The organism is Phyllobacterium sp. RCAM01083 (assembly GCF_055685835.1).
This window is the reverse complement of the sequence record NZ_JBVFZN010000005.1, coordinates 241,510-265,316: the sequence shown is the minus strand read 5'-3', so window position 1 is coordinate 265,316 and position 23,807 is coordinate 241,510. Positions and strand designations below refer to the sequence as shown.

The following is a 23,807-nucleotide window of genomic DNA, read 5'->3' as shown; positions in this document are numbered from 1 at the left end:
CGTCAGGCGGCCCGGTTGCCGATCGGCGTCACGCAGGAGGTTTCGGCGGTTGCCTGGACACCGCGCAAATACAGCGCACAGGTGGTGCGCAGCATCGAGGCGAAATTCGGAATCTCACCATTGGCCTGCAGGGCCTCATCGTAAAGCGTCGAGATGAAGCGCGGCGTCGTCATGTTCTGGCTGACGGCGATCTCGTCCAGCAGCTTCCAGAACGTGACTTCCAGCTGGATGCTGGTGGAATGCCCGGCAATGCGCACAGAACGGTTGATCTGCCGGTAGCCTTCCGGATCCTGTTCTGCAAATACCTTACACATCCAACGAACCTCCCTTTTCTGCTTCGCCCTTGGCCATCCCCTTGATGCGCTTCATCCCGGCAGGTGAAATTTTGCGCACCGGATCGGTTGCCGGCGAAAATTATTCCGCTCTTCCGGCGGTGTGGTAGCCGATTGCCACCCATTCTGTTTTCCCGGGTCCATAATCGCCGACATGCCCTGCAACTGCAACCGAAGTTTTGCCGCGGGGCGCAACGTCAAAGGAGGTCTTTTTGGCAAAAGCCATCCATTCCATGATCCGCGTGCTCGATGAGGACAGGTCCGTATCATTCTATCAACAGGCATTCGGCCTCGAAGTCGCCGACCGGCTGGATTTCGACAGTTTCACGCTCGTCTATCTGCGGAACAGCGAAACGGCATTCGAGCTCGAACTGACAATCAACAAGGGCCGCACCGAACCCTACAATCTCGGTGACGGCTACGGCCATCTCGCGGTCAGCGTCGATGATCTCGACGCCCAGCATGTCAGGCTGAAAGGTCTCGATTTCAAAATCCGTGACATTGTCGAATTCAAGCGTGAGGGCGCGCTGCTGGCCCGGTTCTTTTTCGTCGAAGACCCGGACGGCTACAAGATTGAAGTCCTGCAACGACAGGGCCGGTTCGTCTGAAACCGGCTGAACGGCGTTGGAGGACGCCATCAGCCAGCAAGGGCGCGCTCGGGGGAGAGCGCCGATAGCAAGCAAGGGAGGAAATCCATGGTAACGATATTCAACCGCAAGGCCGCGGAGCCGGGCAAATCCGGCTCCGCCACGCAGGCGGGCCTGTCGCGGCGTGAACTGCTCAAACGGGGCGGCATGGCCAGCCTCGGCGCTCTGTTGGTCATCAGCGGCAATTCCATCATCCATCCGCAGCAGGCCTGGGGCCTCGAGACATCCAATCTCAAGCCCGAGACCATGGCGACGCTGATCCAGCTGGCGCGCGATATCTACCCGCATGACAACATTCCGGACCGCTTCTACGCCATTGCCGTCAAACCCTACGACGCCAAGGCGGGTTCCGATCCCAAGCAGAAGGAGCTGATCGAGACCGGCATCGCCGACCTCGACAGGCGGGCCGGCAAAGGCGGCTATCTGGGTCTCGACTGGGAAGAGCACCGGTTGAAACTGCTGCGCCAGATCGAGGACACGCCGTTCTTCCAGACAATTCGAGGTGGTCTTGTCACCGGGCTCTACAACCAGAAGGAGCTGTGGCCGCTCTTTGGCTATGAAGGCGAATCCTACTCGAAGGGCGGCTATATCGCCCGCGGCTTCAGCGACATCGAGTGGCTTTGAGCCATCTCGGCCATCGCACATTGTTCTTCAGCCTATCGGGAGGAAACCATGGCTGCACCTTATGATCTCAAGGACGACCACGTTGTCGTCATCATCGGTTCCGGCGCCGGCGGCGGTACGCTTGGCAACGAACTCGCGCAGAAGGGCATCGACGTCGTCATACTCGAAGCCGGCGCCCGGCATGAATATGAAGACTTCATCAATGACGAATGGGACAGTTTCGGCCAGCTTGCCTGGGTCGACAAACGCAGCACATCCGGCGACTGGCGGGTCGCCAAGGATTTTCCCAACCTTCCCGCGTGGATCGTCAAATCGGTTGGCGGCACCACCACCCATTGGGCCGGTGCCTCGCTGCGTTTGCAGGAGCACGAGTTCCGCACCCTGAGCCATTACGGCAAGCTCGAGGGCGCCAACCTGCTCGACTGGCCTCTCACCCTGAAGGAGCTCGAGCCCTACTACGCCAAGGCCGAGGACAAGATGGGCGTGACCCGCACCAACGGCATTGCCGGCCTGCCGGGCAACAACAACTTCAAGGTGCTGAAGGCCGGAGCCGACAAGCTCGGCTACAAGGAATGCCACACCGGCAACATGGCGATCAACTCCGCCGAGCGGGATGACCGCATGGCATGCCAGCAGACAGGGTTCTGTTTCCAGGGGTGCAAATGGGGCGCCAAATGGTCGACGCTCTATACGGAAATCCCCAAGGGGGAAGCCACCGGCAGGCTGGAAGTCCGCCCCAATGCGATGGTGCAGAAGATCGAGCACGACAAGAGCGGCAAGGTGACCGGCGTCCTCTATGTCGACAAGGACGGCAAGCAGCATGTGCAGAAGGCCCGCATCGTTGCCGTTGCCGGCAATTCGATCGAAAGTCCGCGCCTGCTGCTGAATTCCGCCTCGACGATGTTCCCGGATGGACTGGCGAACTCCTCCGGCCAGGTCGGGCGCAACTACATGCGCCACACCACCGGCTCGGTCTACGGCATCTTCGAAAAGCCCGTGCACATGTATCGCGGCACCACCATGGCAGGTATCATCCGCGACGAGGCACGGCATGATCCGGCGCGCGGCTTTGTCGGCGGCTATGAAATGGAAACGCTGTCGCTCGGCCTGCCCTTCATGGCGGCGTTTCTCGATCCGGGCGGCTGGGGCCGTTCCTTCACCTCGGCGCTCGATGAATATGCCAACATGGCCGGCCTGTGGATCGTCGGCGAGGACATGCCGCAGGAGAACAACCGCATCACCCTGCACAAGGAGGAGAAGGACCAGTACGGCCTGCCCATCGCCAATGTGAACTTCAGCGACCACCCCAACGACACCGCGATGCGCAACCATGCCTACAAACAGGGTCAGGCCCTCTACAAGGCCGTCGGCGCAACCCGCACCCTGCCGACACCGCCCTACCCGTCAACGCACAATCTCGGCACCAACCGCATGAGCGAGAAGCCGAAGGATGGCGTGGTCAACAAGTTCGGCCAGAGCCACGACATCAAGAATCTCTTCGTCTCCGACGGCAGCCAGTTCACCTCGGGCGGGGCGGAGAACCCGACATTGACGATTGTCACGCTTGCCATCCGGCAGGCGGACTACATCGCCAAGGAGATGGCGGCGAAGACGATTTAGTTTTAGGAACTGAAAAAGCTCTGGGCGCAAAAGCCGACTTTTGCGCCCATGAATCTCATCAAGAGCTCGTATTTAAAACAGCTTGCCGCCGTTCGGCACCGGCTTGCTGATGGCGGCCAGAACAACGCCGCCCTCCTCGTCCGGAAAACCCAGTGTCAGCACTTCCGACATGAACGGGCCGATCTGGCGCGGCGGGAAGTTGACCACCGCCATCACCTGGCGGCCTTTCAGCTCGTCCAGCGTATGGTGCTTGGTGATCTGCGCGGAGGACTTCTTCACCCCGATTTCCGGGCCGAAATCGATCTTGAGCTTGAAGGCCGGCTTGCGCGCTTCCGGGAAGGTTTCCGCCTCGACGATCGTGCCGACGCGGATATCCACTTTCTCAAAATCATCAAAACTGATGGTCATCACATTCAACTCAAACAAACCGACATGCTTCAGGTCAGGCGGAACCGACCGTCTCGAACAGAATGCTATCGAGCGATTCCCGTGCTGTCGAGCCCGACCAGACAACAAACTGGAATGCCTGGAAATAGGTCTCGCAGGCATCCAGCGCACTGGACAGAAGCACTTCCACCTGTTTGCTCGTCGGTTCCGCACCGCCGGACAGAAGCAGCGACTGGCGGTACATCACCGCGCCTTCCTGGCGCCACAGATCGAAATGCCCCATCAGCAGCTGTTCGTTGATCAGCGACAGCAAGCGCATCACTTCATTGACGCGCGGTTCGCTGACCGCGATATCAAAGGCGCAGGCCAGATGCAGCGCCTCGAAATCTTCCATCCACGAGAAGGAAATCTGGTAATCGGTCCAGTTGCCCTCGACCGTAATGGCAATCTCGTCGTCCCCGGTGCGCTCGAAAGCCCATTCATTGGCATGGGCCACATGTTCAATCACATCGACCGGATGCAAATCACGCGCAATCTCTATTTCCAGAAGGCTCATCGCCATTACCTGCTCAATCGAATCTCATCTGACGCTGCGGGAGCACAGCGCACCCACCCAAAGGACACCTAACGCTTGAAAACTCACCGGCAGGCAGTACGCACCAGCCGGACCACGGATATGAACTTGTTACCCGCTGCATGACCATTGAAACGAATCATGCTGTAATTTCAGTGTATTGATGCTGAGTCCGAGCGCCAGTCCCCTTTTGGCCAAATGGCGCGAATGGGTGTGGACAGATGTTACGAAAATGATTCACGAGCAGCCTTTAACTGACTCTAAGAAAACGATTTTCGGCGATTTCCACCTGTTGATAATTTCTTAAGATTTATTTTGGGGACAGCCCGAATATGCCGGATAAATCACCGCGAAACGGCACCCGGGCGCCCCGCAGAGAGTGTCCGTGATTCCGGAGCGGTCAAAAATGCAAAAGGCCCACTGCCCGGACACGGGCAATGGGCCTGCAAAAATGCGATTCTTTTAACGGTCAGTCCTTCTTGGCGCGCGTGCCGGACGCTGCTGCCTTTGCCGGTTTGGCCGCATCGGCGGCAGGCTTTTCCTTGTGGCCGACGAGCGCTTCCAGCGCTTCGATACGGGCGAGCAGCGCCGTGTTTTCTGCACGGGCACGGATGGCCATTTCGCGCACCGCTTCGAAGTCCTCGCGCTGTACCACATCCATGGTGTTGAGCAGCCGTTCAGCCTGCCCACGGAAAGCGGTTTCGACTTCGCGGCGGACGCCCTGCGCTGCACCGGCAGCGTCGGTCACGAGCTTGGCCAGTTCATCAAGAACGCGGTTTGATCCATTGGTCATGGCAGATACCTCTGTTGCTTTCCCCATCAAATAATCGCCGCGGCAGGCGATTGCAAGCGAAGGTCATAATTGCACAAATGTTACCGGACAGGCGGCTTGACGCTGTTCCTGCCCTCGCGCATGGTCCGCGCCGATGAACATGATGATGACGGAGTGCCTATTGTGAGCGAAATACTTGTCCCGACGATGGCCGCGATCGCATTTCCCAATATCGATCCGGTGATCTTTTCCATCGGGCCGTTCTCCGTTCACTGGTATGGCCTCGGCTACGTCGTCGGCATTCTCTTCGCCTGGTGGTACGGCAAGAGACTCATCAGCAAGCCGCGCCTGTGGGCCAACAACACGCCGCCGATGAAGCCCAACGATCTCGATGACTTCGTCCTGTGGGCTGCGCTCGGCGTGGTTCTGGGCGGACGCATCGGCTATATCCTGTTCTACGATCTGGCCCGCTACATCAGCCACCCCTTCGACATCTTCAAGGTGTGGGAAGGCGGCATGTCCTTCCATGGCGGGTTGATCGGCACCACGCTGGCGATGATTCTGTTTGCCCGCTCGCGCAAGATCAAGGTGTTCAGCATGATCGACACCATCGCCGCGGGCGTTCCCGTCGGCCTTGGGCTGGTCCGTGTCGCCAATTTCATCAATGGCGAACTCTGGGGCCGCATCACCGATGTGCCCTGGGGCATGATCTTCCCGACGGGAGGCCCGTTCGTCCGCCATCCGAGCCAGCTGTACGAGGCGGCGCTGGAAGGCATCGTCCTGTTCGCCACGCTGGCGCTGCTGATCTTTTACGGCCGCAAGCTGAAGAGCCCGCGCTTTATCGGCGGCGCCTTCATCACCGGCTATGGCCTGTCGCGCATCTTTGTCGAGTTCTTCCGCGAGCCGGATGCCCAGCTCGGTTACCTCTATGGCGGCTGGCTGACGATGGGCATGATCCTGTCCGTTCCCATGGTGCTCGTCGGCCTGTGGGCACTGCTGACCGCCCGCAACCCGGAAGTTTCCACCGGACGATGACACTGAAACAACGCATCATCCGGCAGATCGGGCTGACGGGCCCAGTCAGCGTTGCCGACTATATGGCGATGTGCCTGTTCGATCCGGATGCCGGCTATTACACGACGCGCGAACCATTCGGCCGCGAGGGCGATTTCATCACCGCCCCGGAAGTCAGCCAGATGTTCGGCGAGCTTGCCGGCGTCTGGTGCGTCAGCGCCTGGCAGGCGATGGGATCGCCCGCCGCATTCATCCTGTGCGAGATGGGCCCCGGACGCGGCACGCTGATGCAGGACGTGCTGCGCACGGCATTAAAGCTTGCCCCGGATTTCATCGCGGCGGCACAGATCCGCATGGTCGAGATCAGCCCGCGCCTCGCGCAGATCCAGAAAGAGACACTCGCCGCCTCCGGTCTTGAAATCCGGTGGCATGCGCAGTTCGGCGATTTGCCATCCGGTCCGCTGGTTCTCCTGGCCAATGAGCTGTTCGATGCCATTCCGGTCCGCCAGTACGTCAAATCGGGCGGGCGTTTCGTCGACCGCATCGTCACCGTCGACGACGGCGGCAACCTGGCATTTGCGGCGGGAAGTGGATCGATCGATACGGCGCTTTTGCCCGCCGGACACAGCACGGCACCCGATGGCAGTATTGTCGAAATTGCCCCGGCACGCAGTGCGCTGATGCAGGATATCGCCGAACGCCTGCACCGCGCGCGCGGCGCTGCGCTGCTCTTCGATTATGGCCATCTGCGCCAGGGTTTCGGCGATACGCTGCAGGCGCTGCGCAGCCATAAGCCTGTTGACGTGCTGGACACGCCGGGTGAAGCCGACCTGACCAGCCATGTGGATTTTGCCATGCTGGCAAAGGCCGCGCATTCTGAAGGCTGCACGGCAAATGCCATGACGCAGGGAGATTTTCTCATCGCCATGGGCTTGCTCGACCGCGCCGGCGCCCTCGGCCGCGGCAAGCCGGCGGCGTTCCAGGATGAGATCCGCGCCGATGTCGAGCGGTTGGCAGGCCCCGATCAGATGGGCACGCTGTTCAAGGTGCTTTGCGTCGCGGACTCCGCCACACATTTGTTTCCATTCGAATCCATATGACGGAAGCAATTGACTTCGCGTCGATGCTCCACCACCATCCGCAGCCTTGAGAAAGAGCAATCCGGCATGATCACGTCTGAAAAACCAGTAGCGCTGCACGCTTCCCTGCTGGGGTCTCCCGAGAAAGATCGAATCGCTCACGGGTTCTTCACCCGTATCGGCGGCGTTTCCACAGGTATCTACGCCGGATTGAACGTCGGCAGCGGCTCCAACGACAATCAGGACCATGTCCGGGAAAACCGCAGGCGCGTGGCCAGCGCGCTGGGAGCCGACCTCTCCCATCTCGTCACCGTGCATCAGGTGCATTCGCCGGATGTCATCACGGTTACGGCGCCGCTCACCGGCGAGCGGCCCAAGGCCGACGCCATGGTGACGGCGACACCCGGCCTTGTCATCGGCGCGCTGTCGGCCGATTGCGGCCCGATCCTATTTGCCGACCGCGATGCGAAAGTCATCGGCGCGGCCCATGCGGGCTGGCGCGGCGCCCTTGGCGGCGTATTGGAGAACACCATCGACGCGATGATTGCGCTCGGCGCGAAACGCGACAACATCCAGGCGGTGCTGGGACCAACGATCGGCCCCGACAATTACGAAGTCGGCGCGGAATTCTATGATCAGTTCACCGGAACCGACCCGTCCTACACCCGTTTTTTCCGCGACTCCGTCAAAGAAAACCACAAGATGTTCGATCTCTGGGCTTTCATCACCATGCGGCTGCGCAATGCCGGGGTGAACGCCGCCGCACTGGAGAAATGCACCTATGCCGAGGAAGACCAGTTTTTCTCCTACCGGCGCACCACCCATCGCAAGGAACCGGACTATGGTCGCCAGATCTCGGCGATCACCATTCTAGAGGAACAATGATGGCCCTTCATTTCGAGCCCGAGGAATTTGCGGCACGCCGCGACCGCCTGATGATGGTGATGGCCGAGCAGAAGCTGGATGCCATTCTGCTCTTCGCGCAGGAGAGCATGTACTGGCTGACCGGCTATGACACGTTCGGCTTCTGCTTCTTCCAGTGTCTCGTCGTCAAGTCCGATGGCAGCCAGGTGCTGATGACCCGCTCGGCCGATTTGCGCCAGGCGCGCCAGACCTCGAACATCGAAAACATCGTGATCTGGGCCGACCGCGACAATGCCAATCCGGCAGCGGATTTGCGCGAACTCCTCAACGATCTCGACCTGCTCGGCAAACGCATCGGCGTCGAATACCAGACCCACGGCCTGACCGCCGCCAATGGCCGCAAGCTCGATGAACAACTCGCCGCCTTTGGCCAGATCGTCGACGCATCCGGTCTTGTCGACAGGCTGCGCGTGCTGAAAAGCCCCGCAGAAATCGCCTATAGCCGCAAGGCGGCCGAACTTGGCGACGAGGCGCTGGATGCGGCGTTGAAGCTCATCAAGGCCGGTGCCGACGAAGGCGATATCCTCGCGGCGATGCAGGGCGCCATCTTTGCCGGCGGCGGCGATTACCCGGCCAACGAATTCATCATCGGTTCGGGCGAAGATGCCCTGCTGTGCCGGTACAAGGCCGGGCGGCGCAAGCTCACGAAAAACGACCAGCTCACGCTGGAATGGGCCGGTGTCTATCGCCATTACCACGCGGCAATGATGCGCACCGTGCTGACCGGCAAAGCGTCGAAACGCCATCTGGAGCTCTATGACGCGGCCCGCGAGGCGCTCGAGGCGGTTGAAGAGGCGATGACTCCGGCATCAACTTTCGGTGATGTCTTTGACGCGCATTCCCGGGTGATGGAGGCCCATGACCTGACGCGGCACCGGCTCAATGCCTGTGGCTATTCGCAAGGCGCGCGCTTCACACCCTCATGGATGGACATGCCGATGTTCTACGCGGGCAATCCGGAGCGGATACAGCCCGACATGACGCTTTTTGCCCATATGATCATCATGGATTCCGACAGCGGTACGGCCATGACATTGGGACGGACCTACCTCACGACCAATGGCGCTGCCGAGCCACTTTCGCGCCAACCTCTTGACTTGATCGTAAAATAAAACTTTTGTCAGCTTTCGTTTTTTCGAGATGGCACAACTATGGCTCATGATGGGGTTAGACCAAAGATGATGTCTCGCAAATCACTGACCTATACCTGTGCGGCGCTGGCGGCTCTTGGCCTCAGTGCCTGCAACAGCGCCGAATCGCCGATGGGCGTGACAAAGAAAGACCTTCCGGCAGCGCAAGGCACAGCTGCAGCGCCGGGAACGGTCACGCCGGGCACAGCACCGGCAACGGTGACCACCGCGACACCGACGGCCACGGCGCCAGGGACACCGGCAGCAACGCCGCAACCGGGAACTGCCACGCCCGCAGGCACCGCCGTTGCATCGGGCGCCGCGCAGACGGGTGTGTCCCGCACGGCAAAATTGCGTTTCGCCCCGATCGTCGGCGCGCCGATTGCCGCCGCCACACCCTTGTCACAACGGCTCTCGGCGCTGGCCAAGGCCAAGGGCATCGTTCTGGGTACGGCCGCCGATACCGACAACACGCATATCATGAAGGGCTACTTCTCCGCCCTTCCCGACGGCAACCAGACGACGATCATCTATGTCTGGGACGTGCTCGACCCTGCGGGAACCCGGCTTCACCGTATCCAGGGACAGGAAATCGTCCCCGGCAACGGAACAGACCCTTGGAGCACCGTGCCTCCGAAGGTGATGGAATCAATCGCCGACAAGGCAATCGACGGCTATCTGAAATGGGTATCCGGCGCCAAGACGTGACATATTTACGCGTTTGACGCGATATTAGCGAGGAACTGTGCATGAATCTGCCCTGCCCGCTTGCAATGTGCGTCAGGCACAGTAAAAGGCCCGGCATATCCTTCACTTGGCTGGCACCGGGGAAAATACGGGCATGAAACTATTCGCGGGCAATTCCAATCGCGTTCTCGCTGAATCTGTCGCCAAATATCTCAATATTCCGCTTGGAAAGGCCAGCGTCCGGCGCTTCGCCGACGAGGAGATATTTGTCGAGATCCAGGAAAACGTGCGCGGCGAAGATGTCTTCGTCATGCAGTCGACCTCCTTCCCGGCCAATGATCACCTGATGGAACTGCTCATCATGATCGATGCCTTCCGCCGGTCCTCGGCAAAGCGCATCACCGCAGTCCTTCCCTATTTCGGCTATGCCCGCCAGGACCGCAAGCCCGGTCCGCGCACCCCGATCTCCGCCAAGCTGGTTGCCAATCTGATCACCGAAGCCGGTGCAAACCGCGTGCTGACGCTCGATCTGCACGCCGGCCAGATCCAGGGCTTCTTCGATATTCCGACCGACAATCTCTATGCCGTTCCGGTCATCGCCCGCGATGTCCGCGCCCATTACGGCACATCGAATGTCATGGTCGTCTCGCCCGACGTCGGCGGTGTGGTTCGTGCCCGTTCGCTGGCCAAGCGCATCGACGCGCAGCTTGCCATCGTCGACAAGCGCCGCGACCGTCCCGGTGAATCGGAAGTCATGAACGTTATCGGTGAAGTCACCGGCAAGGATTGCCTGCTGTTCGACGATATCGTCGATTCCGGCGGCACATTGTGCAACGCGGCCGAAGCGCTTCTTGCCAAGGGTGCCACCAGCGTCACCGCCTATATCACCCACGGCGTGCTTTCCGGCGGTGCGGTCGCCCGTATTGCCGGCTCGAAGCTGAAGGAACTGGTGATCACCGACTCCATCCAGCCGACACCGGCCATCGAAGCGGCGCACAATATCCGTGTCCTGTCGATTTCCGATCTGATCGGTGAAGCGGTTTCGCGCACAGCCTCGGAAGAATCGGTTTCCAGCCTGTTCGACTAGAGCCGGAGCGCAATTCCGGCCAGCGCTGCCAGTCCCAGCACAACAAGCATGTTGAAGCGCAGCGCAATCAGAGCGACTGCCGCTCCCAACGCTATGGCTGCCGCCGCCCAGTCAAAGGCGGCGAGGTCCAGTACCGGCAGATGCAGCGGGCCAAGCAGCCTATCCTGAAACGCACCAAACAGCACGTGCAGGCCGAACCATACGGCAAGATTGGCGATGACACCGACAACGGCGGCGGTGATCGCCGCCAGCGAGGCTTTCAGCCAGCCGACATGGCGCAGCCGCTCGACAAACGGCGCACCGGCAAAAATCCACAGAAAACATGGTGCGAAGGTGAACCACAGCGCCGTCAGCCCACCCAGCAGCCCGCCGGTGAGCGGATCGAAGCCGGACAGGCGCGCGCCGCCGACGAAACCGACAAAGGCCAGCACCAGGATGAGCGGTCCGGGCGTGGTTTCAGCCAACCCCAGCCCGGTGAGCATTTCGTCCGGTTTGAGCCAGCCATAATAGTCCACCGCCTGCTGCGCCACATAAGCCAGTACCGCATAGGCGCCGCCGAAGGTGACTACGGCCATCTTGGAGAAGAACGCTGCTTCGGCGGCAAAGACATTGTTTTGTCCCAGCCCCGCCACCAGGGACAAAAGCGGTCCCAGCCAGAGCATGGTCCACACCAGGGCGGACTGGAAAGCGCCGCGCGCCGCGGGTTCGGCAATGGTTCTGTCCGGCAATAAAGGGGACACTCTGTTGGTCAGGCGATAGCGCGCAAAGCCGAAAAGCCCTGCGATCAGAATGACCAGCGGGAACGGCATCTTGATGAGGGCAATGGCGACAAATGCGCAAACGGCGATGCCATAGGCGGGATAGTCGGTCAGAGCGCGCTTGCCGACCTTGATCAGGGCCTCGAGCACAATCGCCAGCACGGCCGCTTTCAGACCGAACAGCAGCCCTTCGACGACGGGAACCTGCCCGAAACTGACATAAAGCGCCGACAGCGCCAGCATCACGCACGCGCCCGGCAGGATAAACAGAAGCCCGGCGACAACACCGCCCCTCACCCCGTGAAACAGCCAGCCGAGATAGGTGGCAAGCTGCATCGCTTCGGGACCGGGCAGCAGCATGCAGAAATTCAGCGCATGCAGGAAGCGTTCCTCACTGATCCACTGCTTTTCATCGACCAGCACGCGGTGCATCATCGCGATCTGTCCGGCCGGACCGCCGAAGGACAGAAGGCCGATCTTGCCGAAGGTATAAAACGCGTCGCGCGCCTCGATTTTTTGCTGTTCCAGCGCTATTGTCCCGGCCATTGCCCGTCCCTGTTCCGTTGTCCCGCCCTAAACAGCGCCCATGACGGTGGAATGACAGACTTTCCCGGCATACCGGTCAAGCAACAAACTTGCACATGGCGTCTCTTTCCGTTATAGAGCCGCCATCCGCGTAGACACCCTTGGAGGCAACGCGGAATGGGGCGGTCATTTCATCCGGTTCCGGATGGCCATGCGACCGCTTCATGTTTTTTGGGCTTTCTTTGCAGACAACCCGGAAAACACTCCAGATTTGAACCTCGAAAGGAAATGCCATGAGCGAAGCATACGAGCTCAAGGCCGAGGCGCGCGAACGGGTTGGTAAGGGGTCCTCCCGGGAAATTCGCCGCAACGGTAAAGTGCCAGCAGTCATCTATGGTGACAAGCAGGCACCAATCTCGATTACCCTCGACTACAAGACACTCTACTACAAGATTCACGGCGGCGGCTTCAAGACGACGATCGCGAACATCCAGCTGGATGGCAAGACCATTCAGGTCCTTCCCAAGGACTTCCAGCTCGATCCGGTCAGCGACAAGCCAGTGCATGTTGACTTCCTGCGTGTGTCGGCAAAGTCGGTTGTGAACGTGAACGTCCCTGTTCACTTCCTCAACGAAGAACTGTCCCCAGGCATCAAGCGCGGCGGCGTTCTCAACATCGTTCGTCACGATGTCGAACTGCATGCCCCGGCAAATGCAATCCCGGATGCGATCGAAATCGATCTGACCGGCCTGCAGATCGGTGACTCGATCCACATTTCCGCTGTTACACTGCCGAAGGGCGTAACGTCGGTTATCCACGATCGTGACTTCACCATTGCCACGATTGCCGCTCCGGCTGTTCTCGCTGCAGAAGACGAGACCGTTGAGGCAGCAGCCGAGACCACTGAAACGGCAGAAAAAGACGGCGAGTAATCGTCTCTATTGGGAGCTATGGCACCGTGCTGCTCATCGCAGGTCTTGGCAATCCCGGCTCCCAATATGCTGCAAACCGGCATAATATCGGTTTCATGGCGGCGGATGAAATACACCGTCGCCATCGTTTTTCTCCCTGGACCAAGAAGTTCCAGGCCCTGATCGCCGACGGCACGATCGACGGCGAAAAGGTCATTCTGATCAAACCCCAGACGTTCATGAATCTGTCCGGCCAGTCCGTTGGCGAGGCCATGCGCTTCTACAAGCTGGCGCTAGGCGATCTCGTCGTCATTTATGACGAACTGGATCTGCCGCCGGGCAAGCTGCGCGTGAAGACGGGCGGAGGTTCGGGCGGGCACAACGGCATCAAGTCCATCGATGCCCATTGCGGCAAGGACTACCGGCGCATTCGTGTCGGGATCGGTCATCCCGGCGTCAAGGAGATGGTGACACACCATGTCCTCGGCAATTTTTCCAAGGCGGACGGGGAATGGGTCGAACCCATTCTCGGGGCAATCGCCGACAATACGGGTTTGCTCGTTAAGCAGGACGATGCCGGGTTCATGAACCGTGTGGCGCTCGCCACCGGCAGCGGCCACAGGAGCGAGCCGAATCCGGTTGCAAAACCGGTGGGTCAAAGCCATATCCGGCAGGCGCGTCCGGCCAAGCCGAACGTCAACATTCCAAAAACCGGCCCGATGGCCGACATGCTGAACAAGCTCTTCGGCAAGAAAGAATAAGGATCGCAGATTATGGGTTTCAAATGCGGCATCGTTGGCTTGCCCAATGTCGGCAAATCGACGCTTTTCAACGCCTTGACCAAGACAGCTGCCGCACAGGCTGCAAACTATCCGTTCTGCACCATCGAGCCGAACACCGGCGAAGTTGCCGTGCCTGATCCGCGCCTGCAGGCCATCGCCAAGATCGGCAAATCGGCCAACATCGTTCCGACCCGTATCAGCTTTGTCGATATCGCCGGCCTCGTGCGCGGCGCATCCAAGGGTGAAGGCCTCGGCAACCAGTTCCTTGCCAACATCCGCGAAGTCGACGCCGTGGTGCACGTCCTGCGCTGCTTTGAAGATGACGACATCACCCACGTCGAAGGCCGGATCGACCCCGTCTCCGACGCGGAAACCGTCGAGACGGAACTGATGCTTTCCGACCTTGACAGTCTTGAACGCCGCATCGTGCAGTTCCGCAAGCGCGCCAGCGTCAAGGACAAGGAAGCCCTCACCGTTCTACCCGTCATGGAGCAGGCACTCTCCCTGCTGCAGGGCGGCAAGCCGGTCCGCTTCATGCTGAACGGCATTGCGCCTGACGACCTCCTCATTCTGCAGGGCCTCAATCTCCTCACCTCAAAGCCCGTGCTCTACGTCTGCAACGTCGCCGAAAGCGATGCGGCAACCGGCAACGAACACACGGAAGCCGTCGAGGAAATGGCAACGGCCCAGGGCGCCGAGACGGTGACGATCTCCGCTGCCATCGAAGCCGAGGTTGCACAGTTGCCCGATGAAGAGGCCAAGGAATATCTGGACGCGATGAACCTGGACGAGCCCGGTCTCGATCGCCTGATCCGTGCCGGTTACAAGCTGCTGCACCTGATCACCTACTTTACCGTGGGACCGAAGGAAGCCCGCGCCTGGACCGTTGAACGCGGCTCCAAGGCACCGCAGGCCGCCGGCGTCATCCACACGGATTTCGAGCGCGGCTTCATCCGCGCGCAGACCATCGCCTATAATGACTATGTCACCCTCGGCGGCGAAGTCGCCGCCAAGGAAGCCGGCAAGGCGCGCGACGAAGGCAAGGAATATGTGGTGCAGGACGGCGATATCATGCTGTTCCGTTTCAATACCTAGAATCGAGACTCGTTAGTCTGACACCACTGTGGTGCGTGGTTCGACAAGCTCACCATGCGGGAGGGTGAGGATTGCAGGGAGCTGTATCCTGCAATGCCTCCCATGAGTTTGCAGCCAAACCACATCCCTCATGGTGAGCTTGTCGAACCACGCACGATGCAGATGCAATCGGCCTCTTGAACCAAAAGCGCTCATGCCTATTATGGTGGCATGAGCGACTACACCCCCCGATATGCCTATGAGGATTTCACGGTCGGCAGCGAATGGCTGCTCCCCGCGAAATCCGTCGAAGCCGGTGAAATCATCGATTTCGCCACCCAGTTCGATCCCCAGCCCTTCCATCTGGACGAGGCTGCCGGAAAAGCCAGCATCCTTGGCGGCCTTGCCGCCTCCGGCTGGCACACGGTTTCCATGTTCATGCGCATGATGTGTGATGCCTATCTCCTCGATTCCACATCGCAGGGTGCGCCGGGCATCGACTACGCCAAGTGGAAAAAGCCGGTTCTTGCCGGGGACACGCTGACCGGCAAGAGCACGGTCATCGAACGGCGCGTATCCAAATCCAAGCCGGACCTCGGCTTCATCGTGCTGCACCACGCCATCTCCAACCAGCATGGCGAAGTGGTCTGCGAACTGCAGAACACGGGCATGTTCACATTGCGGGAGCCCGCCGCAGCATGAGTGCAGCCCTCACCGCCCTTATCGGGATCGAACGCGATCTCGGCACGCACACATTCACCGCGGAAGAGATCGTCACCTTTGCCAGGAAGTACGATCCGCAGCGTTTCCACGTCGATCCGGAAGCGGCCAGGCACAGCAATTTCGGGGCACTGTGCGCCTCCGGCTGGCATACGACGGCCATTTGGATGCGGCTGAATGTCGAGGACATGAAACGCCAGATCAAGGCGGCCATGGAGCGGGGCGAAACGCCGCCGCAATTCGGCCCCTCGCCCGGCTTTGAAAACCTGAAATGGCTGAAGCCTGTTTATGCCGGGGACACGATCCGCTTCACCCGGACGCTGAACGGTTTTCGCGCGCTGCAATCCCGCCCCGGCTGGGCGATGATGCAGATGTCATCCGCAGCCTATAACCAGAACGAACAGAAGGTCCTGGAGTTCAACAGCGCCGCGTTGATTGGATTGGCCTAGTACAGGGTCGCAGAAGGCCCTCAGTGGCCTTCATAGGCAACGAGCGTGCGCACGTTGACGCCGAGCGCTTCGAGCTTCCTGCGCCCGCCCAGATCAGGCAGATCGATGATGAAGCAGGCGCTGACAATGTCGGCGCCCATCTGCTGCAACAGTTTCACCGCAGCTTCGGCCGTGCCACCCGTTGCGATCAGGTCATCGACGAGAATGACCTTCTCGCCCGGCACGATGGCATCCCGGTGCATCTCCATTTCATCGACGCCATATTCCAGGCTGTAGGCAATGCGCACCGTGTCATGCGGCAGCTTGCCCTTCTTGCGGATCGGCACGAAACCGGAGGACAGCTGGTGCGCCATGGCGCCGCCGATGATGAAGCCGCGCGCTTCCACACCGGCAACCTTGTCGACCTTGCCGCCCGCATAGGGATGGACCAGTTCATCGACGGCCCGGCGAAAGGCGCGTGCATCGCCAAGCAGGGTCGTGATGTCGCGAAACATGACGCCGGGTTTGGGATAATCGGGGATATTCCGAATGGCATTCACCAGCGTCTGCTTCAGCGTTGAATCCATGTCGTCACTCCTTTGTGCCTGCAAGGCGCACAGCGGTGCAGTTTAATAGACCACCACCGCAAAAGAAAAGGGCGCAAGGCGCCCTTTCCGGATCAGATATAGTCAGAAGCCGATCAATGTTCGATGTCGGCCCAGATACGGCGCTTGGCGACGTAGAGGAGACCCGCAAACAGAACAAGGAAGATCATGACGCGGAAGCCGGTCTTCTTGCGGTCTTCCAGGTGCGGTTCAGCGGCCCACATCAGGAATGCCGATACGTCCTTCGAATACTGCGCCAGTGTCTGCGGCGAACCGTCATCATAGGTCACCTGGCCATCCTGCAACGGCTGGGCCATGGCCAATGACTTTGCGGCGATGAAGTAAGGGTTGTAGTGCGTTCCCTCGGGGATCTTCATGCCTTCCGGCGGTGTTTCGCCGAAGCCGGTCAGCAGCGCGTGAATATAGTCTGGTCCGCCTTCCTGATACTGTCCCCAGAAGATGTCGATCAGGAACTGCGGGAAGCCGCGCTCGACGGCACGGGCCTTGGCGATCAGCGAGAAGTCGGGCGGAGCGGCACCATTGTTGGCGGCAGCCGCTGCCTGTTCATTGGCGAACGGCGCCGGGAAATGATCAGCCGGAATAGCCTTACGGGTGAACATCTCACCTTCCGCATTGGGGCCGTCCTTCACTTCATATTCCGCGGCGAATGCCTTGACCTGCGCTTCGCTGTAACCGAGTTCCGAAAGCGAACGGAAAGCTACCAGCTTCATCGAATGGCAGGCGGAGCAGACTTCCTTGTAGATCTTCAGACCGCGCTGAAGCTGCTGCTTGTCATAGGTGCCGAAGGGGCCGGCGAAGGACCACTTCATCTGTTCCGGATGCTTGATCGGGAAGTGCGTCGGCTCAGCAGCATTGTGGGCTGCTTCTTCCGCAAACGCACCGCCGCCGAAAGCCAGCATGGAACCGAGACCGGCAGCTGCGAGACCGAGGAGGATTTTTTTCATCGGAGAGTCCTTCACGTTTCTCAGCCTTTGGTTTCCGGAGCTGCCGCAACACCCGCGGGCTGACCGCCGCTCTTGGTCTTGGCAAGCACAGCTTCGGTAATCGAGTTTGGTATGCGGCGCGGCGTTTCGATCAGGCCGAGCAACGGCATGATGATGATGAAGAAGCCGAAGTAGAAGGCTGTGCCGAGCTGCGAAAGGATCGTGTAGATGCCTTCGGCAGGACGCGAACCGAGCCAGCCGAGCATGATGGCATTGGCAACGAAGATCCAGAAGAACAGCTTGTACCAGGGACGATAGACGGCCGAACGCACCTTCGATGTATCGAGCCATGGCACGATGAACAGGATCGCGATCGAACCGAACATGGTCAGAACGCCGCCGAGCTTCGAGTTGATCGGTCCGATGTTGAAGGTGATGGCGCGCAGCATCGCGTAGAACGGCAGGAAGTACCATTCAGGAACGATGTGGGCTGGCGTCTTCAGCGAGTCAGCCGGGATATAGTTGTCCGGATGGCCCATGTAGTTCGGCATGTAGAAGACGAAGTAGGCAAAGAGGATCAGGAAGAGCGACAGCGCAAATGCATCCTTGATGGTTGCATAGGGTGTGAACGCCACCGTGTCCGTCTTCGACTTGACTTCAATACCGGTCGGGTTGGTCTGGCCGGTCACGTGCAGGGCCCAGACGTGCAGGATAACAACACCGGCAATCATGAAGGGCAGCAGGTAATGCAGCGAGAAGAAGCGGTTGAGGGTCGGATTATCCACGGCAAAACCGCCGAGCAGCAGCTGCTGGATCGGGTCGCCGATGATCGGAAACGCCGTGAAGAAGCCGGTGATGACGGTTGCACCCCAGAAGGACATCTGGCCCCAGGGCAGGACGTAGCCCATGAAGGCGGTCGCCATCATCAGGAGAAGGATGATCACGCCGAGAATCCACAGCAGCTCGCGCGGCGCCTTGTAGGAACCGTAGTAGAGCCCGCGGAAAATATGCACCCAGACCGCAAGGAAGAACATCGATGCGCCGTTGGAATGCAGGTAGCGCAGCAGCCAGCCCGAATTCACGTCGCGCATGATCTTTTCAACGGAGTTGAATGCCAGTCCCGTCTCAGCCGCATAATGCATGGCCAGAACGACACCGGTGATGATCTGCGCCACCAGCATGATCGCCAGAATGCCACCGAAGGCATAGGCGTAGTTGAGATTGCGCGGAACAGGATAGGCAACGAATGAATCATAGATCAGACGCGGCAACGGAAGTCGCGCATCGACCCATTTTTCGATACCTGTGTTCGGCGTATAGGATGAATGTCCACCGCTCATGTCGTGTCTCCCCCTGGAACCTTAGCCGATCTTGATGACGGTGTCGGAAATGAATGAAAGTGGCGGGACGGGCAGGTTTTCCGGTGCGGGACCGGAACGGATGCGCCCGGCAGTATCGTATTGCGAGCCGTGGCATGGGCAGAACCAGCCGCCGAAATCCCCCTGCTGGCCGAGCGGAATGCAACCCAGATGGGTGCACACGCCGATCATGACCAGCCAGTTTTCCTTGCCTTTGCCTGCACCGCGATCCGCATCGGTCGCCTGGGCATCGCTCGGCAGATTGGCGTTACGCGCAATCGGATCCTTGAGCTGGCTCAGCTGGACGTTTTTGGCATCCTCGATTTCCTTCGGCGTACGATTGCGAATGAAAACGGGTTTACCGCGCCATTTGACCGTCAGGGACATGCCCGGTGTCAGCGCTGAAACATCAACTTCGATGGACGAGACTGCCAGCGTGGATGCGTCCGGTCTCATCTGGTCGATGAAGGGCCATGCAAAGGCTCCCGCTCCGACCACACCGGCCATACCTGTCGCAATATAGAGGAAGTCACGCCGTGTCGGCTCGGTCGTATCGTGTGCGCTCACGGGGCCTGTTCCTTTCCGAATAACAACGCAGCAGGAGAGTCCACTTTGTCACCACAATACACGACTGGCCCATAGAATGAGCCTCGCGGATTCCCCAGCATATTGCGTGGTTTCTAAGCATGTCGCATGAGCTTGTCCAGCCTGACAGAGCCACAAGGGCAGGATGTCGCAGGGATAAGTCGCCACACCTTTTCCACTCTTTGGCCATGAATCTGTTTGCATTTTCGCAGCGGCCTCACAGGCGCCCGATAAAGCCGCCGGATTGGCGCGCCCAAAGTCCGGCGTAGAGCCCATTGGCGGCGATCAGCGCGTCGTGGCTGCCGCTCTCGACAATGCGTCCGCCATCCATGACCACAAGCCGGTCGAGCGCAGCGATGGTCGACAGGCGGTGCGCGATGGCGATGACGGTTTTGCCGCGCATCAGCCGGTAGAGATTGTCCTGGATCGCCGCTTCCACTTCCGAATCGAGCGCCGACGTCGCCTCGTCGAGAATGAGAATCGGTGCGTCCTTCAGCATGACCCGCGCGATGGCGATGCGCTGCCGCTGGCCGCCGGACAGCTTGACGCCGCGCTCGCCCACATGGGCATCGAAGCCCCGCCTGCCCTTGGGATCGGTCAAGGCGGCAATGAAGGTGTCGGCCTGCGCATTCTCCACGGCCTGCCGCATCAGTTCATCGGATGCCTCGGGACGGCCGTACAGGATGTTGTCGCGCACGGAGCGATGCAGCAGCGAGGTGTCTTGCGTTACCATGCCGATATGCGCGCGCAGCGAGTCCTGCGTTGCCTCCGCAATGTCCTGTCCGTCGATCAGAATGCGCCCGGCCTGCACGTCGTAAAAGCGCAGGAGCAGGTTGACAAGGGTGGACTTGCCCGCACCGGAACGTCCGACAAGCCCGACCTTTTCGCCGGGAAGAATGTTCAGCGACAGATTGTCGAAGACCGGCTTCGAGCGATCATAGTGAAACTGCACATTGTCGAAACGGATGGCGCCGGCAGGTACCGCAAGCTGTGCTGCACCGGGTTTGTCGACAACGGTGACCGGCCGCGCCAGCAGTTCCATCGAATTCTGGATGGTACCGTAATTGCGCAAAAGGCCATTGAGGTTGGCCATGGTCCGCCCCAAAAGCATGCTCAACCGCAGGACAAGGCCGAGGGTGAAGGCGATTGCACCGGGTGATATCTCCGACTTCAACCACAGATCGATGGAAACAATCGCCACGGCGCAGATCATCACACCGCTGGTTGCGCCGAGCGCAATGCGGATGCCGCTCAGGCCGCGCGTCAGCGGAATGATGGCATCGAGCCAGCGCTGCATGCCCTGCCGCATATAGGCGTCGTCGCGTTCCGCACTGCCGAACAGCTTGAGCGTCTGGATATTGCTGTAACCATCGACGAGCCGACCCGTGACGACCGAACTCGCTTCGGCTGTTTCCGCCGCGGCCCGGCGCACGCGCGGCAGGAAATAGCGGGCGATCAAGCTGAACGCAGCGAGCCAGACGATGACGATCGTCGCCAGCCGCCAGTCAAGGTCGCCGATCAGCGCGATGGTGGTGACGCTGTAGACGATGCAGATCCAGATGGCCTGCAGAAGCGTCATCATGAAATCGCCGACCGCCTGCCCGGTCGCCCAGACCTTGGTGACGATGCGGCCTGAAAAGTCATTCTGGAAGAAGGCGAGGCTCTGGCGATAGGTGTGCAGATGCGCCTGCCAGCGCACCAGATTGAAGAAACCCGGCACGACGGTCTGCTCCTCGACCAGCGCCGACAGCGTCAGGATGATCGTCCGGGCGATCAGGACACCCGCCAGCATCAGCAGAAGCGGCGTGCCGTGATCCTGCATCAGGCCTTGCCAGCCCTTTGCCGGGTTGACCGATGCCAGAATATCGACGAGCCCGCCGAGAAACCAGAACAGGCCCGCTTCCGTCAGCGCGACCAGCCCGCCCAGCACCAGCACCGCTAAGAACGCGGCCTTGGCCTGCCGGACATAGAACCAGATGAACGGGAACGGCCGCGACGGCACATGATCCGCCGGCGGTGCGGCATAAGGATCGATCCAGCTTTCGAACAGACGGAAGATATTTCTCATGCGGTGCACATCGGATCAGCAGCCTTTCAGGGTCAGACGTGCAGCGCGCGACTGAAAGAATACTCTTGAGCGAGTCCCCTCGCCGGTCAAATTAAAGTTCATTCAGATATTTCCCGGCAAAGAAAAATGCTCCCCGGCGGAACCGGGAAGCATTGGTGCAGCGGGACTGTTGAAGGCAGCTATTCCGCCGCTTCCTGCTCGTCATCCAGCCCGAGGAAGCCACCGGACTGCCGGGCCCAGAGGTTGGCGTAGATGCCGTCGGCGGCAATCAATTCCTCATGGCTGCCGCTTTCCACGATCCTGCCCTTGTCCATCACCACGAGGCGGTCGAGCGCCGCAATGGTGGACAGGCGGTGCGCGATGGCAATGACCGTCTTTCCCTGCATCAGCCGGTAAAGATTGTCCTGGATGGCCGCTTCCACTTCCGAATCAAGCGCGGAGGTTGCCTCGTCCATGATGAGAATCGGTGCGTCCTTCAGCATGACCCGGGCAATGGCGATACGCTGGCGCTGGCCGCCCGAGAGCTTGACGCCCCGCTCGCCCACATGCGCATCGAACCCGCGCCGTCCCTTGGGATCGGACGCCGCCTCGATGAACGCCTCCGCCTGCGCATTCTGCACGGCCTGGCGCATCAGCTCTTCCGAAGCATCGGGCCTGCCATACAGCACGTTGTCGCGGATGGAGCGGTGCAGCAGCGAGGTATCCTGCGTGATCATGCCGATATGCTCGCGCAGCGAGTCCTGCTTCACCTTGGCGATATCCTGGCCATCGATGGTGATACGGCCGCTCTCCAGATCGTAGAACCGCAGGAGCAGGTTGACGAGCGTCGACTTGCCCGCACCCGACCGTCCGACCAGCCCGATCTTTTCGCCAGGACGGATGTCGAGGGACAGCCTGTCGATGACGCCCGCACCCTTGCCGTAGTGGAAACCGATAGCCTCGAAGCGGATCGCACCGGCGCTGACGGCCAGTTCCGGCGCATTGGGAACATCCGTGACAAGGCGCGGCAGCGAGATGGAGGTAATGCCGTCTTCCACCGTTCCGATATTCTCGAACAGCGCCGACATTTCCCACATGATCCATTGCGACATGCCGTTGAGACGCAGCACAAGGCCGATACCCACGGCCACGGCGCCAACGGAAATGGCCGAACCGAGCCACAGCCAGATCGCGATGCTGCTCACCGAGAACAACAGGAGGCAGTTCATCGCATAGAGCGTGACATGGAATCCCGTCACCATGCGCATCTGCGTATAGGCGGTGGACAGGAACTCCTCCATTCCCTCGCGGGCATAGTTCTCTTCCCGCTTGGAATGGGAGAAGAGCTTGACCGTGGCGATGTTCGTGTAACTGTCGACGATACGGCCCGTCATCGACGAGCGCGAATCCGCCTGCGCCTTGGACGCCACCTGCAGCTTCGGGATGAAATACCACATCAGCCCGACATAGGCGGCCAGCCACATCAGGAACGGCACCATGAGACGCAGATCGGCAGCGGCGGCGATGATCAGCGTGCCGCTGAAATAGACGATCACATAGTTCAGGACGTCGAGCAGCTTCATCACCGCCTCGCGCACGGCGAGCGATGTCTGCATCAGCTTGGTGGAAATCCGCCCGGCAAACTCGTCTTGGAAGAACGTCATGGACTGACGGACGACATAGCGATGCACCATCCAGCGGATGCGCATGGGGTAATTGCTCAGCAGGGTCTGGTGAATGACCAGCGAGTCGAGCAGCACGATGCCGGGCATGACGATCAGCACGACACCGGCAAGCAGTGCCAGCTTCCAGCCTTCCTGCGCAATGAAGGTTTCACGGGACTGGTTGGACAGCCAGTCGACGACATTGCCCATGAAGGCATACATCGACACTTCAAGGACGGCGATCGACGCCGTGCATACCGCCATGACGGCGAGCCATGGCCAGACGCCGCGCGTGTAGTGCAAACAGAATGCAACCAGTGTCTTGGGTGGCTCACTGGGCTCGGCGGATGGAAACGCCTCAAGCCTTTTTTCAAACCAGCGAAACATTATCAAACCTCTTTCGGGCGACGGTCTCGGCATGACATGCGAGACGAAAATGATTCCGACGCAGCGTGGCGGTTACTGCGCTTGGGTTGCCGGAGCATGATGGAAACAGAGAAAGACAAACATGCAAACGCCAACCATGGGA

Annotated in this window: 25 protein-coding genes; 14 read left to right on the top strand and 11 right to left on the bottom strand. The window is 60.1% G+C overall.

The window, feature by feature from the left end; all coding sequences use genetic code 11:
* Positions 1–2: 2 nt before the first annotated feature.
* Entirely contained in the window at positions 3–314 is a 312-nt protein-coding gene (locus ACZ25R_RS08020; RefSeq protein ID WP_223612590.1) for a ribbon-helix-helix domain-containing protein, read from the bottom strand.
* Positions 315–544: 230 nt separating this feature from the next.
* Between ACZ25R_RS08020 and ACZ25R_RS08015 the strand changes: the two genes are divergently transcribed.
* From ACZ25R_RS08015 to ACZ25R_RS08005, 3 genes are all read left to right on the top strand, one after another.
* Positions 545–940: a VOC family protein gene (locus tag ACZ25R_RS08015; RefSeq protein ID WP_472460660.1), complete on the top strand. Its 396-nt coding sequence runs from the start codon at positions 545–547 to the stop codon at positions 938–940.
* A gap of 87 nt (positions 941–1,027) precedes the next feature.
* Positions 1,028–1,603, top strand: a complete 576-nt coding sequence (locus ACZ25R_RS08010; RefSeq protein WP_223612588.1) for a gluconate 2-dehydrogenase subunit 3 family protein — start codon at positions 1,028–1,030, stop codon at positions 1,601–1,603.
* A 48-nt stretch (positions 1,604–1,651) separates the two neighbouring features.
* A complete protein-coding gene (locus tag ACZ25R_RS08005) occupies positions 1,652–3,223 on the top strand; it encodes a GMC family oxidoreductase (protein WP_464661338.1) in 1,572 nt (523 codons plus the stop codon).
* 72 nt (positions 3,224–3,295) lie between these two features.
* On the opposite strand, the gene ACZ25R_RS08000 is transcribed toward ACZ25R_RS08005, so the two are convergent.
* The 3 genes from ACZ25R_RS08000 to ACZ25R_RS07990 form a co-directional block, all read right to left on the bottom strand.
* Positions 3,296–3,631: a tRNA-binding protein gene (locus ACZ25R_RS08000; RefSeq protein WP_223612586.1), complete on the bottom strand. Its 336-nt coding sequence runs from the start codon at positions 3,629–3,631 to the stop codon at positions 3,296–3,298.
* Between the two features lie 34 nt (positions 3,632–3,665).
* Positions 3,666–4,166 (bottom strand): type III secretion system chaperone family protein, encoded by a 501-nt coding sequence (locus ACZ25R_RS07995; RefSeq protein ID WP_091877999.1) that lies wholly within the window; start codon positions 4,164–4,166, stop codon positions 3,666–3,668.
* 487 nt (positions 4,167–4,653) lie between these two features.
* The gene (locus ACZ25R_RS07990) at positions 4,654–4,977 is read right to left on the bottom strand and encodes an accessory factor UbiK family protein (protein WP_346304959.1); all 324 of its coding nucleotides are present in this window, start codon (positions 4,975–4,977) and stop codon (positions 4,654–4,656) included.
* A 162-nt stretch (positions 4,978–5,139) separates the two neighbouring features.
* Between ACZ25R_RS07990 and lgt the strand changes: the two genes are divergently transcribed.
* From lgt to ACZ25R_RS07960, 6 genes are all read left to right on the top strand, one after another.
* Complete coding sequence (lgt, locus tag ACZ25R_RS07985; RefSeq protein WP_223612584.1) at positions 5,140–5,991, top strand: prolipoprotein diacylglyceryl transferase; 852 nt, start codon at positions 5,140–5,142, stop codon at positions 5,989–5,991.
* Positions 5,988–7,070: a class I SAM-dependent methyltransferase gene (locus ACZ25R_RS07980; RefSeq protein ID WP_472460659.1), complete on the top strand. Its 1,083-nt coding sequence runs from the start codon at positions 5,988–5,990 to the stop codon at positions 7,068–7,070. The genes lgt and ACZ25R_RS07980 overlap by 4 nt, the downstream gene beginning before the upstream one ends.
* Before the next feature lie 66 nt (positions 7,071–7,136).
* The gene (gene pgeF, locus ACZ25R_RS07975; RefSeq protein WP_472460658.1) at positions 7,137–7,934 is read left to right on the top strand and encodes a peptidoglycan editing factor PgeF; all 798 of its coding nucleotides are present in this window, start codon (positions 7,137–7,139) and stop codon (positions 7,932–7,934) included.
* Complete coding sequence (locus ACZ25R_RS07970; RefSeq protein ID WP_464663327.1) at positions 7,934–9,085, top strand: M24 family metallopeptidase; 1,152 nt, start codon at positions 7,934–7,936, stop codon at positions 9,083–9,085. The genes pgeF and ACZ25R_RS07970 overlap by 1 nt, the downstream gene beginning before the upstream one ends.
* A gap of 69 nt (positions 9,086–9,154) precedes the next feature.
* Positions 9,155–9,811, top strand: coding sequence for a hypothetical protein (locus ACZ25R_RS07965; protein ID WP_472460657.1), 657 nt, complete (start codon positions 9,155–9,157; stop codon positions 9,809–9,811).
* Positions 9,812–9,944: 133 nt separating this feature from the next.
* On the top strand, positions 9,945–10,877 hold the full coding sequence (locus ACZ25R_RS07960; RefSeq protein WP_223612579.1) for a ribose-phosphate pyrophosphokinase: 933 nt from the start codon (positions 9,945–9,947) through the stop codon (positions 10,875–10,877).
* Here ACZ25R_RS07960 and chrA read toward each other — a convergent pair.
* The gene (gene chrA, locus ACZ25R_RS07955; protein WP_472460656.1) at positions 10,874–12,181 is read right to left on the bottom strand and encodes a chromate efflux transporter; all 1,308 of its coding nucleotides are present in this window, start codon (positions 12,179–12,181) and stop codon (positions 10,874–10,876) included. The two genes, ACZ25R_RS07960 and chrA, sit on opposite strands and share 4 nt — an antisense overlap.
* A 272-nt stretch (positions 12,182–12,453) precedes the next feature.
* Between chrA and ACZ25R_RS07950 the strand changes: the two genes are divergently transcribed.
* From ACZ25R_RS07950 to ACZ25R_RS07930, 5 genes are all read left to right on the top strand, one after another.
* Positions 12,454–13,092 carry a 50S ribosomal protein L25/general stress protein Ctc gene (locus ACZ25R_RS07950; RefSeq protein WP_223612577.1) on the top strand — a complete coding sequence of 213 codons (639 nt, stop codon included), beginning with the start codon at positions 12,454–12,456 and terminating at the stop codon, positions 13,090–13,092.
* Positions 13,093–13,118: 26 nt separating this feature from the next.
* Positions 13,119–13,832, top strand: a complete 714-nt coding sequence (gene pth / locus ACZ25R_RS07945) for an aminoacyl-tRNA hydrolase (protein WP_472460655.1) — start codon at positions 13,119–13,121, stop codon at positions 13,830–13,832.
* A 12-nt stretch (positions 13,833–13,844) separates the two neighbouring features.
* Positions 13,845–14,948, top strand: coding sequence for a redox-regulated ATPase YchF (ychF, locus tag ACZ25R_RS07940; RefSeq protein WP_288192688.1), 1,104 nt, complete (start codon positions 13,845–13,847; stop codon positions 14,946–14,948).
* Positions 14,949–15,158: 210 nt separating this feature from the next.
* Entirely contained in the window at positions 15,159–15,629 is a 471-nt protein-coding gene (locus ACZ25R_RS07935) for a MaoC family dehydratase (RefSeq protein WP_464661345.1), read from the top strand.
* Positions 15,626–16,096 carry a MaoC family dehydratase gene (locus tag ACZ25R_RS07930; RefSeq protein WP_472460654.1) on the top strand — a complete coding sequence of 157 codons (471 nt, stop codon included), beginning with the start codon at positions 15,626–15,628 and terminating at the stop codon, positions 16,094–16,096. Before ACZ25R_RS07935 ends, ACZ25R_RS07930 begins: the two co-directional genes overlap by 4 nt.
* 20 nt (positions 16,097–16,116) lie before the next feature.
* Here ACZ25R_RS07930 and ACZ25R_RS07925 read toward each other — a convergent pair whose 3' ends face one another.
* From ACZ25R_RS07925 to ACZ25R_RS07900, 6 genes are all read right to left on the bottom strand, one after another.
* Positions 16,117–16,662 (bottom strand): adenine phosphoribosyltransferase, encoded by a 546-nt coding sequence (locus ACZ25R_RS07925; protein ID WP_464661347.1) that lies wholly within the window; start codon positions 16,660–16,662, stop codon positions 16,117–16,119.
* A gap of 113 nt (positions 16,663–16,775) precedes the next feature.
* A complete protein-coding gene (locus tag ACZ25R_RS07920; RefSeq protein WP_472460653.1) occupies positions 16,776–17,645 on the bottom strand; it encodes a cytochrome c1 in 870 nt (289 codons plus the stop codon).
* 20 nt (positions 17,646–17,665) lie between these two features.
* Positions 17,666–18,964 carry a cytochrome b gene (locus ACZ25R_RS07915; RefSeq protein ID WP_346306282.1) on the bottom strand — a complete coding sequence of 433 codons (1,299 nt, stop codon included), beginning with the start codon at positions 18,962–18,964 and terminating at the stop codon, positions 17,666–17,668.
* A 21-nt stretch (positions 18,965–18,985) separates the two neighbouring features.
* Positions 18,986–19,549: a ubiquinol-cytochrome c reductase iron-sulfur subunit gene (gene petA, locus ACZ25R_RS07910; RefSeq protein WP_105732026.1), complete on the bottom strand. Its 564-nt coding sequence runs from the start codon at positions 19,547–19,549 to the stop codon at positions 18,986–18,988.
* A 235-nt stretch (positions 19,550–19,784) separates the two neighbouring features.
* Complete coding sequence (locus tag ACZ25R_RS07905) at positions 19,785–21,635, bottom strand: ABC transporter ATP-binding protein (RefSeq protein ID WP_472460652.1); 1,851 nt, start codon at positions 21,633–21,635, stop codon at positions 19,785–19,787.
* Positions 21,636–21,814: 179 nt separating this feature from the next.
* The gene (locus ACZ25R_RS07900) at positions 21,815–23,665 is read right to left on the bottom strand and encodes an ABC transporter ATP-binding protein (protein ID WP_472460651.1); all 1,851 of its coding nucleotides are present in this window, start codon (positions 23,663–23,665) and stop codon (positions 21,815–21,817) included.
* Between the last annotated feature and the right edge of the window lie 142 nt (positions 23,666–23,807).

Bases quoted from the DNA above. Each gene is read 5' to 3' on its own strand.
- ACZ25R_RS07950 (WP_223612577.1), top strand. From the start codon at position 12,454: ATGAGCGAAGCATACGAGCTCAAGGCCGAGGCGCGCGAACGGGTTGGT.
- ACZ25R_RS07930 (WP_472460654.1), top strand. From the start codon at position 15,626: ATGAGTGCAGCCCTCACCGCCCTTATCGGGATCGAACGCGATCTCGGC.
- ACZ25R_RS07935 (WP_464661345.1), top strand. From the start codon at position 15,159: ATGAGCGACTACACCCCCCGATATGCCTATGAGGATTTCACGGTCGGC.
- ACZ25R_RS07990 (WP_346304959.1), bottom strand. From the start codon at position 4,977: ATGACCAATGGATCAAACCGCGTTCTTGATGAACTGGCCAAGCTCGTG.
- ACZ25R_RS07995 (WP_091877999.1), bottom strand. From the start codon at position 4,166: ATGAGCCTTCTGGAAATAGAGATTGCGCGTGATTTGCATCCGGTCGAT.
- pgeF (WP_472460658.1), top strand. From the start codon at position 7,137: ATGATCACGTCTGAAAAACCAGTAGCGCTGCACGCTTCCCTGCTGGGG.
- ACZ25R_RS07900 (WP_472460651.1), bottom strand. From the start codon at position 23,665: ATGTTTCGCTGGTTTGAAAAAAGGCTTGAGGCGTTTCCATCCGCCGAG.
- chrA (WP_472460656.1), bottom strand. From the start codon at position 12,181: ATGGCCGGGACAATAGCGCTGGAACAGCAAAAAATCGAGGCGCGCGAC.
- ACZ25R_RS07970 (WP_464663327.1), top strand. From the start codon at position 7,934: ATGGCCCTTCATTTCGAGCCCGAGGAATTTGCGGCACGCCGCGACCGC.
- ACZ25R_RS07960 (WP_223612579.1), top strand. From the start codon at position 9,945: ATGAAACTATTCGCGGGCAATTCCAATCGCGTTCTCGCTGAATCTGTC.
- ACZ25R_RS08020 (WP_223612590.1), bottom strand. From the start codon at position 314: ATGTGTAAGGTATTTGCAGAACAGGATCCGGAAGGCTACCGGCAGATC.
- ACZ25R_RS07905 (WP_472460652.1), bottom strand. From the start codon at position 21,635: ATGAGAAATATCTTCCGTCTGTTCGAAAGCTGGATCGATCCTTATGCC.
- ychF (WP_288192688.1), top strand. From the start codon at position 13,845: ATGGGTTTCAAATGCGGCATCGTTGGCTTGCCCAATGTCGGCAAATCG.
- ACZ25R_RS07925 (WP_464661347.1), bottom strand. From the start codon at position 16,662: ATGGATTCAACGCTGAAGCAGACGCTGGTGAATGCCATTCGGAATATC.
- ACZ25R_RS07965 (WP_472460657.1), top strand. From the start codon at position 9,155: ATGTCTCGCAAATCACTGACCTATACCTGTGCGGCGCTGGCGGCTCTT.
- ACZ25R_RS07920 (WP_472460653.1), bottom strand. From the start codon at position 17,645: ATGAAAAAAATCCTCCTCGGTCTCGCAGCTGCCGGTCTCGGTTCCATG.
- ACZ25R_RS07980 (WP_472460659.1), top strand. From the start codon at position 5,988: ATGACACTGAAACAACGCATCATCCGGCAGATCGGGCTGACGGGCCCA.
- ACZ25R_RS08005 (WP_464661338.1), top strand. From the start codon at position 1,652: ATGGCTGCACCTTATGATCTCAAGGACGACCACGTTGTCGTCATCATC.
- ACZ25R_RS07915 (WP_346306282.1), bottom strand. From the start codon at position 18,964: ATGAGCGGTGGACATTCATCCTATACGCCGAACACAGGTATCGAAAAA.
- ACZ25R_RS08010 (WP_223612588.1), top strand. From the start codon at position 1,028: ATGGTAACGATATTCAACCGCAAGGCCGCGGAGCCGGGCAAATCCGGC.
- ACZ25R_RS08000 (WP_223612586.1), bottom strand. From the start codon at position 3,631: ATGACCATCAGTTTTGATGATTTTGAGAAAGTGGATATCCGCGTCGGC.